Annotated in this window: 14 protein-coding genes; 7 read left to right on the forward strand and 7 right to left on the reverse strand. The window is 70.1% G+C overall.

The genetic code is table 11. The annotated features are described in order from the left end of the window. Positions 1–259: 259 nt before the first annotated feature. The 5 genes from ctaC (at position 260) to AC1DV7_RS17125 (ending at position 5,907) form a co-directional block, all read left to right on the forward strand. Positions 260–1,153: an aa3-type cytochrome oxidase subunit II gene (gene ctaC, locus AC1DV7_RS17105; protein ID WP_477598532.1), complete on the forward strand. Its 894-nt coding sequence runs from the start codon at positions 260–262 to the stop codon at positions 1,151–1,153. Then, positions 1,153–2,943 (forward strand): aa3-type cytochrome oxidase subunit I, encoded by a 1,791-nt coding sequence (ctaD, locus tag AC1DV7_RS17110; RefSeq protein ID WP_477598533.1) that lies wholly within the window; start codon positions 1,153–1,155, stop codon positions 2,941–2,943. Before ctaC ends, ctaD begins: the two co-directional genes overlap by 1 nt. Positions 2,944–2,946: 3 nt before the next feature. Further along, positions 2,947–3,348, forward strand: coding sequence for a cytochrome c oxidase subunit 4 (locus AC1DV7_RS17115; protein WP_477598534.1), 402 nt, complete (start codon positions 2,947–2,949; stop codon positions 3,346–3,348). A gap of 328 nt (positions 3,349–3,676) precedes the next feature. Beyond that, the gene (locus AC1DV7_RS17120) at positions 3,677–4,900 is read left to right on the forward strand and encodes a L,D-transpeptidase (RefSeq protein WP_477598535.1); all 1,224 of its coding nucleotides are present in this window, start codon (positions 3,677–3,679) and stop codon (positions 4,898–4,900) included. Positions 4,901–5,070: 170 nt separating this feature from the next. After that, a complete protein-coding gene (locus AC1DV7_RS17125) occupies positions 5,071–5,907 on the forward strand; it encodes a DUF6299 family protein (protein WP_477598536.1) in 837 nt (278 codons plus the stop codon). A 94-nt stretch (positions 5,908–6,001) separates the two neighbouring features. Here the strand turns inward: AC1DV7_RS17125 and AC1DV7_RS17130 are convergent, their stop codons facing one another. From AC1DV7_RS17130 to ctaE, 5 genes are all read right to left on the reverse strand, one after another. Continuing rightward, complete coding sequence (locus tag AC1DV7_RS17130; RefSeq protein WP_477598545.1) at positions 6,002–6,346, reverse strand: metallopeptidase family protein; 345 nt, start codon at positions 6,344–6,346, stop codon at positions 6,002–6,004. A gap of 139 nt (positions 6,347–6,485) precedes the next feature. Next, entirely contained in the window at positions 6,486–8,252 is a 1,767-nt protein-coding gene (gene qcrB / locus AC1DV7_RS17135; protein WP_477598537.1) for a cytochrome bc1 complex cytochrome b subunit, read from the reverse strand. Beyond that, the gene (gene qcrA, locus AC1DV7_RS17140; RefSeq protein WP_477598538.1) at positions 8,249–9,337 is read right to left on the reverse strand and encodes a cytochrome bc1 complex Rieske iron-sulfur subunit; all 1,089 of its coding nucleotides are present in this window, start codon (positions 9,335–9,337) and stop codon (positions 8,249–8,251) included. Before qcrA ends, qcrB begins: the two co-directional genes overlap by 4 nt. Positions 9,338–9,360: 23 nt before the next feature. Next, entirely contained in the window at positions 9,361–10,149 is a 789-nt protein-coding gene (gene qcrC / locus AC1DV7_RS17145) for a cytochrome bc1 complex diheme cytochrome c subunit (RefSeq protein ID WP_477598539.1), read from the reverse strand. A 59-nt stretch (positions 10,150–10,208) separates the two neighbouring features. Beyond that, complete coding sequence (gene ctaE / locus AC1DV7_RS17150) at positions 10,209–10,892, reverse strand: aa3-type cytochrome oxidase subunit III (RefSeq protein ID WP_477598540.1); 684 nt, start codon at positions 10,890–10,892, stop codon at positions 10,209–10,211. A 177-nt stretch (positions 10,893–11,069) separates the two neighbouring features. Here ctaE and AC1DV7_RS17155 point away from each other — a divergent pair, with 177 nt between their 5' ends. After that, positions 11,070–11,510, forward strand: a complete 441-nt coding sequence (locus AC1DV7_RS17155; protein WP_477598541.1) for a response regulator transcription factor — start codon at positions 11,070–11,072, stop codon at positions 11,508–11,510. Positions 11,511–11,515: 5 nt separating this feature from the next. After that, positions 11,516–12,586, forward strand: coding sequence for an anthranilate phosphoribosyltransferase (gene trpD, locus AC1DV7_RS17160; RefSeq protein ID WP_477598542.1), 1,071 nt, complete (start codon positions 11,516–11,518; stop codon positions 12,584–12,586). A gap of 15 nt (positions 12,587–12,601) precedes the next feature. Here the strand turns inward: trpD and AC1DV7_RS17165 are convergent, their stop codons facing one another. Continuing rightward, a complete protein-coding gene (locus AC1DV7_RS17165; protein ID WP_477598543.1) occupies positions 12,602–13,993 on the reverse strand; it encodes a pyridoxal phosphate-dependent decarboxylase family protein in 1,392 nt (463 codons plus the stop codon). Between the two features lie 33 nt (positions 13,994–14,026). After that, positions 14,027–14,622 (reverse strand): SCO7613 C-terminal domain-containing membrane protein (locus AC1DV7_RS17170; RefSeq protein ID WP_477598544.1); only part of this gene is annotated, 596 nt, incomplete at its 5' end.

The raw sequence follows: 14,622 nt of genomic DNA on the forward strand, positions 1-14,622 counted from the left end.
CCTCGCGGCCCTGGTCGAGCAGCCGCCGCGCGGTGCGGGCCTCGGCGTGCAGCCGACGGGGGTCGGCCCACCCGGCGTCGAGTGCCGCGAGCAGCGTCTCGCGCGCCTGCGGGTGCAGGGGTCCACTGGCCGCGTCGAGGAACGCCCGCGTCGGATTCGCCACACGGCAGACGTTAGTCGCACCCTGACCGGACGCAGGGGTGGGGCTGGAGTAGGGTTTGGCGCGATGGCCCATCACTGCTTCGAAGAAGGTGCACCGTTGCGTCAGCACGACGTCTCTGCGCCGCGCCCACACCGGCGGCGGACCCTCGCCAGGACGACCACGGCAACCCTTGTCGCGATCGCCGCAACGACCCTCTCGGGGTGTGCGGGACGCGTCCAGGACGGCTTCCTGCCACGTGCCGTCACCGAGAACGGCGAGCACGTCACGAGCCTGTGGAACGGCGCCTGGATCGCCGCCCTCGCCGTGGGCGTGCTCGTGTGGGGTCTGATCCTCTGGTGCGTGGTCGCGTACCGCCGCAAGAAGGACGACACCGAGCTGCCCGTGCAGCTGCGCTACAACGTGCCGATGGAGATCCTCTACACCATCGTCCCGGTCTTCATGATCGCCGTGCTCTTCTACTACACGGCCCGTGACGAGGCGACGCTGCTCGACACCTCCAAGGAGCCCGACGTCGTCGTCAACGTCGTCGGCAAGAAGTGGAGCTGGGACTTCAACTACGTCAACGAGGACACCTACGAGACCGGCACTCAGGCCGAGCTCACCGGTCAGCCCGGCGTCGAGAAGGACCTCCCCACGCTCTACCTACCCGTCGACCAGCGCGTCGAGTTCGTGCTCACCTCGCGGGACGTCATCCACTCGTTCTGGGTGCCGGCGTTCCTCCAGAAGCTCGACATGATCCCGGGCCGGGTCAACAAGTTCCAGATCGTCCCCACCGAGACCGGTGACTTCAAGGGCAAGTGCGCCGAGCTCTGCGGCGCCTACCACTCGCAGATGCTCTTCAACGTCAAGGTCGTCGACCAGCAGGCCTACGACGCCCACATCGCCGAGCTCAAGGCCAAGGGCAACACCGGCCAGCTCGACAACACCCTCAACCCCGAGAAGGTCATGAACGAGGACGACCAGCTCATCCCGAGCGGCGGGAGCAACTGATGGCGGCGGCAACCGAGACCACCTCGACCTACTACCGGCAGGTCGACGCCACGTCGACGCGTCGCCTGACCAAGGGGCAGACGGTCGTCAAGTGGGTGACGACGACCGACCACAAGGTCATCGGCAACCTCTACTTCATCACCTCGTTCCTCTTCTTCATGTTCGGCGGCGTGCTCGCACTGCTCATCCGCGCCGAGCTGTTCCAGCCCGGTCTGCAGGTCGTCGACAACCCCGAGCAGTTCAACCAGCTGTTCACCATGCACGGCACGATCATGTTGCTGCTGTTCGCGACGCCGCTGTTCGCCGGCTTCGCCAACGCGCTCATGCCGATCCAGATCGGCGCACCCGACGTCGCGTTCCCGCGGCTCAACATGTTCGCCTACTGGCTCTACCTGTTCGGCGGGCTCATCGCCTCGGCGGGCTTCCTCACGCCGTCCGGCGCGGCCTCGTTCGGCTGGTTCGCCTACGCGCCGCTGTCTGACGCCGCCAACACCCCCGGCCTCGGCGGCGACCTGTGGGTCTTCGGCCTGGCGCTCGGTGGTTTCGGAACCATCCTCGGTGCCGTCAACTTCATCACGACGATCATCTGCATGCGCGCTCCCGGCATGACGATGTTCCGGATGCCGATCTTCACCTGGACGATCCTCATCACCAGCCTGCTGGTGCTCATGGCCTTCCCGGTGCTCGCCTCGGCGCTCCTCGCGCTCGGAGCCGACCGCAAGTTCGGGGCCCACGTGTTCGACCCCGAGAACGGTGGTCCGATGCTGTGGCAGCACCTGTTCTGGTTCTTCGGCCACCCCGAGGTCTACATCATCGCGCTGCCGTTCTTCGGCATCATCTCCGAGATCCTGCCGGTGTTCTCCCGCAAGCCGATCTTCGGCTACAAGACGCTGGTGTTCGCCACCATCGGCATCGCCGCGCTGTCCGTGACCGTCTGGGCGCACCACATGTACGCCACGGGTCAGGTGCTCCTGCCGTTCTTCTCGGTCATGACGATGTTGATCGCCGTGCCCACGGGCGTGAAGTTCTTCAACTGGATCGGCACGATGTGGGGCGGCAAGCTCACCTTCGAGACGCCCATGCTCTGGGCGATCGGGTTCCTCGTGACGTTCCTCTTCGGTGGCCTGACCGGCATCATCCTGTCCAGCCCGGCCCTCGACTTCCACCTCTCCGACAGCTACTTCGTCGTGGCGCACTTCCACTACGTGGTGTTCGGCACGGTCGTGTTCGCGATGTTCGCCGGGTTCTACTTCTGGTGGCCCAAGTTCACCGGTCGGATGCTCGACGAGACGCTGGGCAAGATCCACTTCTGGATGCTGTTCATCGGCTTCCACACGACGTTCCTGATCCAGCACGTCCTCGGTGTCGACGGCATGCCTCGTCGTTACGCCGACTACCTGCCCGAGGACGGGTTCACCGTCGAGAACCAGGTGTCGACGTTCGGCGCGTTCCTGCTGGCCGCCTCGACCCTGCCGTTCCTCTACAACGTGTGGAAGACGTGGCGCACCGCGCCGCTGGTCGAGACCAACGACCCGTGGGGCTACGGTGCCTCGCTCGAGTGGGCGACGTCGTGCCCGCCGCCGCGGCACAATTTCGACACCATCCCGCGGATCAGGTCCGAGCGCCCCGCGTTCGACCTGCACCACCCCGAGGCCTCCCCGTTCGCCCACGTGGCGGCCGACCCCGACACCCTGACCCGGGTCGCCGCCCACTCCGGTGAGCACGAGCACCACACGGGCGAGTTCGACGGGCCCGAGAAGCACGGTCGCTACCACGAGGAGCGGGACTGACCCATGAAGAACGAGTTCAACCTCTTCCTGCTGCTCGCTGCCTTCTTCGCCCCCGTCGGCGTGGTCTACGGCATCTTCACCGACTGGAAGGAGCCGGTCGGTCCCGCCGGCCTGTTCCTGTCCGCCGGGCTCGGCCTGATGGTCGCCTTCTACCTGCGGGTGACCGGTCGGCGGCTCCCGGAGCGTCCCGAGGACAACCCCGGCGGTGAGATCGACGAGCACGAGGGCGAGTACGGCTTCTTCAGCCCGCACTCGTGGTGGCCGCTGCCGCTGGCTGCTGCCGCTGCCGTCTGCTTCCTCGGCCTGGCGGTCGGGTGGTGGCTGTTCATCATCGGCGCCGCGTTCGGCGTGGTCGCCCTGGTCGGCTGGACCTTCGAGTACTTCAAGGGCCCCCACGCCGTCTGAGCGCCCCACAGCGCACCCGCCTGACGCCACCGCACCCCGGGGCCGGTCCACTCGGACCGGCCCCCGTGTGTTGCCTGCCGTGGGCAGCTGGACGGGGCACCCCCGTCGAGCGGGTAGAATCACCTCGGCGAGCGACTCCCGGGCAGGGCGGGGACACGTCGCACAGGGGGCCCAAGGGGGCCACGGCCGGTGGCATCGTCGCCGATCGGCCCGTCACCAGACAGTTGCATAGCCAACCCGTGGGCACGCTGAGGCGTCTGAGGGGGTGGCACCTCAACAGACGCACGCGGGCGCACGATCGCGCCCATCAGACACGGGAGCTCATGTGGTGGGTACGACACGTCGGACGCTCGGTATCGCGGCGGCCGCGACCCTGGTCGCGGTGGCGGCGCTGACCGGGTGCCAGGGGACCGTCGCCTCGCCGTCGACCACGGGGGTCGCCGGGAGCGTCACCTCGAGTTCGAGCTCCACCTCGTCACCCGAGCCCACGCCGGCCGAGGTGTCGGTGTCGCCGGCCGACGACGCGACGGGCGTGCTGCCCAACGAGCCCGTGGTCGTCAAGGCCACGACCGGCACGCTCGGCGACGTCACCGTCGTCGACGGCTTGGGCCGCGCCGTCAAGGGCAAGGTCGACGCGACCGGCGCCTGGACCAGCACCCAGCGGCTCGCGCCCAGCGCGGCATACACCGTCACCACCAAGGCGACCGGCCCGGACGGCTCGCCGTCGACCACCACGTCGACCTTCTCGACGATCAAGCCCAAGGTCACGGCGACCTACGGCATCCTCAACTCCGGTGAGACCGTCGGCGTGGGCATGCCGGCCAGCATCCAGTTCGACTCGGCCGTCAGCACCCCCGAGCTGCGGGCCCAGGTCGAGAAGCTGGTCAAGGTCACGACCAGCCCCGCCCAGAAGGGCGCCTGGGGCTGGCTCGACAACCGCCAGCTGATGTGGCGTCCGGCGACGTACTGGAAGCCCGGAACAAGGGTCACCATCAGCGCGCCGCTGACCGGCGTGCAGACCGGCCCCGACAAGTGGATCGCCAACGACGACAACGCCAGCTTCACCGTCGGCTCGTCGATGATCTCGACCGTCGACATCAAGCGCCACGTCATGACCGTCACGCGCGGTGGCCAGGTCATCAACACCATCCCGATCAGCGCCGGCCGTCCCGGCCCCGAGACGGAGACGCGCTCGGGCATCAAGGTGATCATCCGCAAGGAGGGCACCGTGGTGATGGACTCCACGTCCATCGGGATCAAGAAGGGCGAGCCCGGCTACTACAAGATCACCACCCAGTCGGCGATGCGCGTGACGTGGACGGGCGAGTACCTCCACTCCGCGCCGTGGTCGGTCGGCTCGCAGGGCAGCGCCAACGTCAGCCACGGCTGCGTCAACATGTCGCCGGCGAACGCAGCCTGGATGTACGCCAACTCCAAGGCGGGCGACGTCGTGAAGTTCACCGGGTCCGGTCGGGTGTTCCAGCCGTCCGAGGGCATCGGCGTCTGGCAGTACTCGTTCGACGGGTGGAAGAAACAGAGCGCGCTCGTCTGAGGTCTGAGGCTGGAGGGCGCTCTGAGGCGTCCGCATGGGGCCCACCGGTCACGGACCGGCGGGCCCTTCTTCCGTGTCAAGTGGGGGTGGCAACCTTCATGGCTCCGTGGGAGCCTCACTGAGCGACCCTCCACCGGGGAAGGGTCCACTCCTCAGCTGGGGGATGACACATGTTGCAGTTGCCTCGCACCACCCTGTCCCGCTCCGCGCTCTCCGCCGTCGCCGCGCTGCTCCTCGCGCCGGCCCTCGCCACCGCCGCCCAGGCGGCACCGGCCACCAACGACACGGTGGCCACGGCCACTGTCGTCTCCGCCCTCCCGACCACGATCACCGAGGACACGAGCGCAGCCACCACCGACGCCACGGATGCCGCCCTCAACGACCAGTGCGGGGCTCCGGCCACCAACGCCAGCGTCTGGTTCACCTACACCGCGACGGCCGACGGCGGCGTCGTCGCCGACATGTCCGGCTCCGACTACAGCGGCGGCTTCATGGTCACCGAGGGCAACCCGGCCAACGGCAACCTCGTCGCCTGCGGCCCGACGACGGTGGGCTTCGCCACGACGGCCGGGCAGCAGTACTACATCGTCGCGTTCTCGGACACCGCGACCAACGGTGGCGCTCTCGAGGTCGTGTTCGACCCGGCTCCTCCCGCTCCCGAGGTCGCGTTGACGGTCAACCCTCGCGGCACGGCCTACAAGGACGGCAGCGCCAAGCTGAGCGGCACGTACTCGTGCACCAACGCCGACGACTTCTTCAGCGACATCGAGGGGACCCTGACCCAGCGGGTCGGCCGCGTGAAGGTCAACGGTGACTTCTTCATCAGCCCGCTCCAGTGCGACGGCCAGACGCACTCCTGGAACGCGCTCGTGACCAGCACCAACGGCCTGTTCCGCGGTGGCAAGGGTGCCTCCGTGACGTTCGTGTTCGCCTGTGGGCCCTTCGACTGCTCGGTGGGGTATGCCGAGCAGACGGTGCAGCTCAGCAGCGGAGGCAAGCGAGCCTGACCTCTCCTGCGCCCGGTGCCGCGTCCCCTCAGGGGCGCGGCACCGTCGTGCCGGCGGCCCGGCGCTCAGCCTCGTCGTGCCGGCGACCCGGCGCTCAGCCCCAGCCGAGCTGGTGCAGCCTGGCGTCGTCGATGCCGAAGTGGTGGGCGATCTCGTGCACGACGGTCACGGCGATCTCGTCCAGCAGCTCGTCGCGGTCCTGACACATCCGCGTCAGGGGTCCGCGGAAGATCGTGATCCGGTCGGGCAGCGCCCCTGCAGCCCATCCGGCACCCCGTTCGGTCAGTGGGGTGCCGTCGTAGATGCCGAGCAGGTCCGGGTCGTCCTCGGGCGGCTCGTCCTCGACGAAGAAGACCACGTTGTCGAGCAGCCGCATCAGCTCGGCCGGCACCTCGTCGAGGGCGTCACCGACCGCCTCCTCGAACTCGACAGCGCTCATCTCGACCACGCGGACAGCCTGCCATGCCCGGCCGGTCCGCCCGACTTCCGACCGCTGGCACCCCAAACGCCGGTATGCCGCCCGCTCGGGTGAGCGGACGGCATACCTGGTGGTGCGGGGGAGCAACCCCGTGCTGGTGTTACGGGCGCTGCGGGGGCTCGCGACGCGAGCTCTCGAGGGCGTGGCCGGAGTCGGCGGCTGCACCGGCACCCGACTCGATCTCCTCGTGGCCGTGGCCGTCGTGGTGGGCGGCCGCGAGCTCAGCCGGCGTGACCGGGTTGATCCGGTCGCTGAAGTAGAACCGGGACACCGCGGAGCGGGCCTGGTCCTTGCGCGCGGTCGGCGAGGCGACGGCGTTGGCGTCCGTGCCGGACGTGAGCTCGAACGTGGCGTGCGGGTCGTGCTGCACGAGGTTCCAGCGGGTGTAGACGTCCAGCGGCTCGTGCTGCTCGAAGAACCTGCCGTCGGCGGTGCGGATGATGCGGCCGGTCTCGCGTCCGTGGAGCACCAGGTCGCGGTCACGGCGCTGCAGCGACAGGCAGATCCGCTTGGTCACCCAGAACACGACCGGCGGGGCGATGAAGAAGGCAGCCTGCAGGGTGTGGGTGATGTCGTTGATCGACAGGCCCAGCTTGATCGCCATGAGGTCGTTGCCCGCAGCGAACATCAGCACGCCGTAGGTCGTCAGGGCGGCCATGCCCAGGGCGGTCCGCGTCGGGTTGTTGCGGGGGCGGTCCAGCAGGTGGTGCTCGCGGGTGTCACCGGTGACCCAGCGCTCGAGGAACGGGTAGGCAGCCATCAGGCCGTACATCACCGGGATCAGCAGCAGCGCGCCGATCATGACGTTGAAGCTCCACGTGGAGCCGCCGATGTTGAACTCCAGCCAGCCGGGCAGCAGTCGCAACGCGCCATCGGCGAAGCCCATGTACCAGTCAGGCTGGGAGCCGGCGGTCACTGGCGAGGGGTCATAGGGTCCGTAGGCCCAGATCGGGTTGATCGTCACGAGCGCCGAGATGAGCGCCACGACACCGAACACGATGAAGAAGAAGCCACCGGCCTTGGCCGCGTAGACCGGCATGACCGGGAAGCCCACGACGTTGTCGTTGGTCTTGCCGGGCCCGGGGAACTGGGTGTGCTTGTGCACGAAGACCAGGCCGATGTGGGCGGTGAACAGACCCACGAGGATCGCCGGCAGCAGCAGGATGTGCACCGAGTAGAGGCGCGGGATGATCGCCTCACCGGGGAAGGCGCCGTCGAAGACGAAGTACGACAGGTAGGAGCCGATGACCGGTGCGGAGCGCATGAAGCCCTCGGCGGCACGCAGGCCCGTGCCGGACAGCAGGTCGTCAGGCAGGGAGTAACCGGCGAAGCCCTCGACGAGGGCCAGCATCGACAGGATGCAGCCGATCACCCAGTTGATCTCGCGCGGCTTGCGGAACGCGCCCGTGAAGAACACGCGCAGCATGTGCACGGACAGCGCCACGATGAACATCAGCGCGGCCCAGTGGTGGATCTGGCGGATCAACAGGCCACCGCGGATGTCGAACGAGATGTCGACGGTCGAGCGGTAGGCCTCGGACATGGTCACGCCACGCAGCGGCAGGTACGAGCCGTCGTAGACGACCTGACCGGCGCTCGGGACGAACCAAAAGGTGAGGAAGGTGCCCGAGAGCAGGCAGATGATCATCGAGTACATGGCGACCTCGCCGAGCATGAAGGACCAGTGCTCGGGGAAGACCTTCTTCATGAGGTAGCCGACGGGCTTGGCTGCTCCGGTGCGGTCGTCGAGCCATCCGGCGACGCCGCCGACGGCCTTGAGGGCCGGGGGCGTGGGGGCGGCCGCGGGGGCGTCGTCGCGGCGGAGCCGGTCGGCGCCGGTGGTCGTGGTCGATCCGTTGGTGCTCATGCGCTACCTCGCTCGAAGAAGCTCGGGCCAACAGCCTCGCGGAACGGCGCGTCCGCCACAAGGTAGCCCTCGGAGTCGACGGTGATCTTCAGCTGGGGGAGCGGCCGCTTGGCCGGGCCGAAGATGACCTTGCAGTCCTGCGTCACGTCGAACGTCGACTGGTGGCAGGGGCACAGAAGGTGGTGGGTCTGCTGCTCGTAGAGGCCCACCGGGCAGCCCACGTGGGTGCAGATCTTGGAGTAGGCGACGATGCCGTCATGGCCCCAGTCGCGCTCCTTCGCGGGCTTGATGTCCTCTGGGTTGAGGCGCATGAGGAGGACGGCGGCCTTGGCCTTGTCCTCGAGCACGTGCTCGGACTCCTTGATGGACTCGGGAAGCACGTGGTAGACGGAGCCGATGGTGACCTGGTCGGCCTTGATGGGGGTGTGCTCGGGGTCGCGGACCAGCCGGTCGCCCTTCTTCCACATGGTGCGGGAGAGGGCGTCGCCGGGCAGCGGGCCGAGGCCACCGATGAGGGGGAGCACCACCGGAACGGCGAACAGGCCCAGGGCGCCGAGCAGGGAGCCCTTGATCAGCGGGCGACGGTTGATCTGGGACGCCTCCCCACCCTCGACGAGGTCGTCGACCACGCGCTGGCGGTCGGCGTCGGAGGCGCGCTGCGGGTGACGCTCCTCGACCATCTCGGCGTCGGGCATGAGGGTCTTGGCCCAGTGGACCGCGCCGACCCCGATGCCGAGCAGCGACACCGCCATGGTTGCGCCGAGCACGACGTTGTAGAGGTTGGCGTCACCGATGCCGGGGATGAAGACACGGCTCGTGGTGTCGATGGCGAAGTAGGCGACGATGAAGCCGATGGTGGCCAGGCTGGACAGGCCGAAGAGCGTGGCGACCTGCTTCTCGGCACGCTTGGCGGCCCTGTCGTCGACATCGGCCATGCGCGGGACGTGCGGCGGCAGGCCCGGGTCGGGGAACCGCTCGGGGAAGCCGCCGGTGCCCTCGATGTGGCCCTGGTCGAGACGGACCGCGGTCGCGCCGTAGCCGTCGGAGGTGGCCACCTCGCCGTGCGTGGTGCCGTGTTCGCTCATCGAGTCTTCCTGTCGTGACGTCATCAGGCGGCCTTCCTGCCCAGCCAGACCGCGAAACCGACCATGATGCCGAGCCCGAAGACCCAGGCGAAGAGCCCCTCGGAGACCGGGCCGAGGTTGCCGAGGTTCATGCCCCCGACGTTCTCCTGCTCGTCGACCGCGTGGAGGTAGGCGATGATCGACTTCTTGGCCTCGGGGCTGATGTTGTCGTCGTTGAACACGGGCATCGACTGCGGTCCGGTGACCATGGCCTCGTAGATGTGCTTGCCCTCGATGTTGCGCAGGCTCGGGGCGTACTTGCCCCGGGTCAGCGCGCCGCCGGAGCCGGCGAAGTTGTGGCACATGGCGCAGTTCACGCGGAACAGCTCGCCACCGAGGGCGACGTCACCGCCCTTGCCGCTCGCGGCCTCGTCGTCGGGGATCGAGGGACCGGGGGCGAGCGAGGCGATGTAGGCCGCGACGGCGGCGATCTCCTCGTCGCTGAACCTGACCTCATCGACCCGGGGGGCCTGCACGCCGGGCGCGGCGAGCGGCATACGGCCGGTGCCCATCTGGAAGTCCACGGCAGCCGCGCCCACGCCGGCGAGGCTCGGGCCGGCCTTGCTGCCCTGGGCGTTGACGCCGTGGCAGGTGGAGCAGTTGGCGAGGAAGAGCTTCTTGCCCTGCTCGACCTGCGAGCTGCTGGCTGCCGCGGAGGCGGAGGCCTGCTTGGGGGCGAGCGCCGAGTAGGCGACGCCGGTCACGATGAGCCCGAGCAGCAACAGCAGGGCGATCGCGGCCGGGTGTCGGCGGCGGGCGGCCAAGGCGTTCACAGTGCGGTCCTGTCGTTCGGTGCGGGCAGGGCGAGGAGGGGGCAGGCCGTCATCACGGCTCACTTGAGCAGGTAGATCGTCGCGAAGAGCGCGATCCACACCACGTCGACGAAGTGCCAGTAGTAGGACGTGACGACCGCGCCGGCGGCCTGGGCGTGGCTGTAGTGCCGCGTCGTGAACGTGCGGCCGATGATGAGCAGGAAGGCCAGCAGCCCGCCGGTCACGTGCAGCGCGTGGAAGCCGGTGGTGAGGTAGAAGACCGAGCCGTAGGCCGTGGAGGACAGCGTGATGTTCTCGTGGACCAGCTCGGAGTACTCGAGCACCTGACCGGAGACGAAGATCGCGCCGAAGACGTAGGTGACGACGTACCACTCACGCATGCCCCAGCTCTTGACCGCCAGCAGGCCGGCGTCGCCACGGTGCGGCTTGCCGTGCTCGGCGGCGTGGACGCCGAGCTGGCACCACACCGAGGAGATCACGAGGATCAGCGTGTTGATCGTCGCGAAGGGCACGTTGAGCACCTGCGTCGACTCGTCCCAGAGCTCGGGCTCGACGGAGCGGATCGTGAAGTACATCGCGAACAACCCCGCGAAGAACATCAGCTCGCTCGACAGCCACACGATGGTGCCGACCGACACCATGTTGGGGCGCGAGACCGGGCCGTGGCCCGGAATGCTGCCCACGGCGCCGGGGGAGCGGGGGGAGTCTGAGGTCACTGCGGATGCTGTCGCCACGGGTGCCATTATTGCCACATTCGCCGCCCGGCACACCGCCGACCCCCTGATGCGCGCGCGAGTGTGTGAAATCGCACCGGATGCGCGCGCTGCAGCGGCCTTCGCAGCCCTGTCGTGGACGCCGCCGCGGCCCTGTCGTGGACGCTGCCGCGGGCGGGTCGGGGCCGCACCGGTAGCATCGGCGCCATGACCGCTTCGCACGCGCCTGCCACCGGTGCCGACACCTCGGTTCGACAGATTTCGGTGCTGCTCTACAGCGACGACCGCACCACCCGTGATGCGGTCCGCGTCAATGTCGGACGTCGCCCGGCCCGCGATGTCGAGGTGTCGTCCTGGCGCGAGTGCGCGACCGCCGCGGCGGTCATCGAGGCCGTCGAGAGCTCGTCCTTCGACGTGCTGATCCTTGACGGCGAGGCGGCCCCCGTGGGTGGCCTCGGGCTGTGCCGTCAGCTCAAGAGCGAGATCTTCCAGTGCCCCCCGGTCCTGGTCCTCACCGGTCGGCCGCAGGACGGCTGGCTCGCGACCTGGTCGCTGGCCGACCTGGCCGTGCCGCACCCGCTCGACCCGATCGCGCTGGCGGCTGCCGTCGCGCAGCTGGGTCGCGCCGGGCGCCCGAGCGCGTCCTGACGGCCATGTCGTCGCAGGCCCGCGTCGACGGTCCGCCGCCGACCTGGCCCGACCTGCTGGACGCCCTGCTGCGCCGACAGGACCTCACGACGGCCCAGGCCGCGTGGGCCATGCAGGAGGTCATGTCCGGCGAGGCGACTCCCGTGCAGCTGGCCGGGTTCCTCGTGGCCCTGCGGGCCAAGGGCGAGAGCGTCGATGAGCTCCGCGGCCTCGCCGACGTGATGCTCGCGCACGCCAACCCGATCGAGGTGCCCGGTCCCAGCCTGGACATCGTCGGCACCGGGGCGGACCGCGCCCACACGGTCAACATCTCGACCATGGCCGCGATCGTCATCGCCGCGTGTGGTGTCAAGGTCGTCAAGCACGGCAACCGTGCCGCGTCGTCCAGCTCGGGCTCGGCCGACGTCCTCGAGAGCCTCGGCGTCAACCTCACCCTTGGCCCCGCCCGGGTTGCGGAGGTCGCAGCGGAGGCCGGCATCACCTTCTGCTTCGCGCAGGTCTTCCACCCCGCGATGCGCCACGCGGCCGCGGCGCGGGCCGGGCTCGGGGTCGGCACGGCGTTCAACGTGCTGGGACCGCTGACCAACCCCGCCCAGCCCACCTTCGCCGCGGTGGGGGTCGCCGACCCCCGCATGGCGCCACTGATCGCGGGGGTGTTCGCCGGACGCGGCAAGGATGCCGCCGTGTTCCGGGGTGACGACGGCCTCGACGAGCTGACCCTGAGCACCACGTCCACGGTGTGGTGGGTGCGCGGCGGTCAGGTCGTCGAGCGCACGCTCGACCCCGAGGCGCTCGGGCTCACGCTGCAGCCCATCGAGGCGCTGCGCGGCGCGGATGCCGACTTCAACGCGCAGGTGGCCCGAGACGTGTTCGCCGGTCAGCGGGGAGCGCCGCGTGATGCCGTCGTGCTCAATGCCGGGATCGCCCTCGCCCTCACGACCCCGGACCACGGGGGCACCTCCGCCGACTTCGTCGCCGCGGTGCGCTCGGGCATGGACCGTGCGGAGGCAGCGATCGACAGCGGCGCGGCAGCGCAGCGGCTCGACACCTGGGCGGCTGCGACCAACCGACGCTGAGGCGTCGCTCGACTGTCAGGCCGGGATGGCCGCGGCGACGCGCAGGATCGCGGCGACCGAGGCGTCGACGTCCGCCTCCGTCGTGGACCAGTTCGACACCGACACCCGCATCAGGCGGCGCCCGTGCCACGTCGTCGCCCCCAGCCAGCACGTGCCCTCGGCCTGGACGCCCTCGACGACGGCGTCGGTCCGGGCGTCGTCGCCGAACGCCACGAGGACCTGGTTGAGGACGACCTCGCCGACGACCTCGGCGCCGCCGGCCCGCAGCCCGTCCGCGAACCGCTGCGACAGCCGGCAGCAGCGCTCCACGAGCTCGGCGACACCGTCGCGGCCGAGCTCGCGCAGGGCTGCGTAGACCGTGAAGCCACGGGCCCGGCGTGAGGACTCCGGCACGAGGTCGCCCAGCGTCGGGGACGGGCCGCCCTGCCCCGTGAGGTAGGCCGCGGTGTAGGAGAGCGCTCTCGACTGCACCTGCGGGTGGGCGCAGATCGCGAGCCCGCAGTCGTACGGCACGTTGAGCCACTTGTGCGCGTCCACGGCCCAGGAGTCCGCGAGACCGGCCCCCGCGACCAGGTGGGCCCGCTGCGGCGACGCCGCCGCCCAGAGGCCGAAGGCGCCGTCCACGTGCACCCACGCGTCGTGGGCCCGCGCGGTCGCGATCGCCCGGGGCAGGTCGTCGCAGACGCCGGTGTTGACGTTGCCGGCCTGCAGGCACACGACCAGCGGCCCCGGCTCGAGGGTGTCGAGGACGCGGGACAGGTCCGCGAGGTCGATGGCGCCCCGGTCGTCGGCGTCGACCTCGACGACCGAGGCGGTGCCCAGGCCGAGCAGGCGCAGCGCCCGGTCGATGGTGGCGTGCCGCTCGCGACTGGCGACCACGCGGATCGCCGGGGCCCCGACCAGTCCCTGCCGTTCCACGTCCCACCCCACCCGGGCCAGGACGTCGTGCCGGGCGGCTGCGAGCCCCACCGTGTTGGCTCCTTGGGCCCCGGTCACGAACCCGACGGAGGCGTCGGGTGGCAGCGACAGCAGGTCCTTGACCCAGTCCCCGGCGACGGTCTCGGCGACGGAGGCAGCGGGCGACAGGGCGGCGTTGAAACCACACTGGTCCCACCCGGTGGCGACCATGTCGGCAGCGCTCGCCGCGGGCAGGGCCCCACCGATGACGAACCCGAAGAACCGCGGACCCGGTGTGGCGACGACTCCCGGATCGAAGTCGGCCACCAGCTCCTCCAGCACCGTCGCCGCCGGGGTCGGACCGTCCTGCAGCGGCCTCGCGACGCGTTCGAGGAGGACGTCGCGAGACATCTCCGCCGCGACCCGCCTGGCCGGAAGGGTGGCGCGGTGGTCGGCGGCCAGCTGGGCGGCTCGCGCGAACAGGGTCTCGAGGTCGGTGGCCTGCGACATGGCACGACGCTACGCCGGTCCGCCCCCAGCCACCTACGTCATCGAGGCGAGCCAGCTCGCGGCCTGCCGGGCGTTCGCGCGGCGCTGTTCGTAGCGAACTCCCAACGCCAGCAACGTGATTCCCACGGCGCCGATGACCACGGAGTTGGGCATCCGGGCGACGATGGGTGCCAGCTGGGTGAAGCCGACCAAGCCGCAGGTGAGCGCGCCGACGACGACCAGCGCCTGCCACCGCTGCCACGCCCCGAGGGCGAGGACGAGGCCACCTCCCACGACGGCGTACGCCACGCGCAGCGGGTTGTCGACGGCGGCGGTGAGCACCGCGGAGGGCAGCAGGGCGATCGCGAGGCCCGGTCCGGCCACGAGCCAGGACGCCGTCCGGGTCACCCGCGCGAGCTCCCGGTGCGACCAGAGGCTCGCGCCGAGGACGAGGGCGGCGAGCGAGAGGGTGTACGCCTCGGGCGTGTCGACGTCGGCCCGGACCAGCTCCCACCACGCGGCCCCCGTGAGGGCCACCACCCCGACGGCCACCACCGCGCGCCGGCGCGGCAGGGCGGCATACGCCACCCCCGCCAGCCCGTATGCGGTGGCGAGCGCCGTGGCGACGTGCGGCCAGTCCCGGGCGACGG

This window comes from Pedococcus sp. P2_E4, assembly GCF_056403935.1.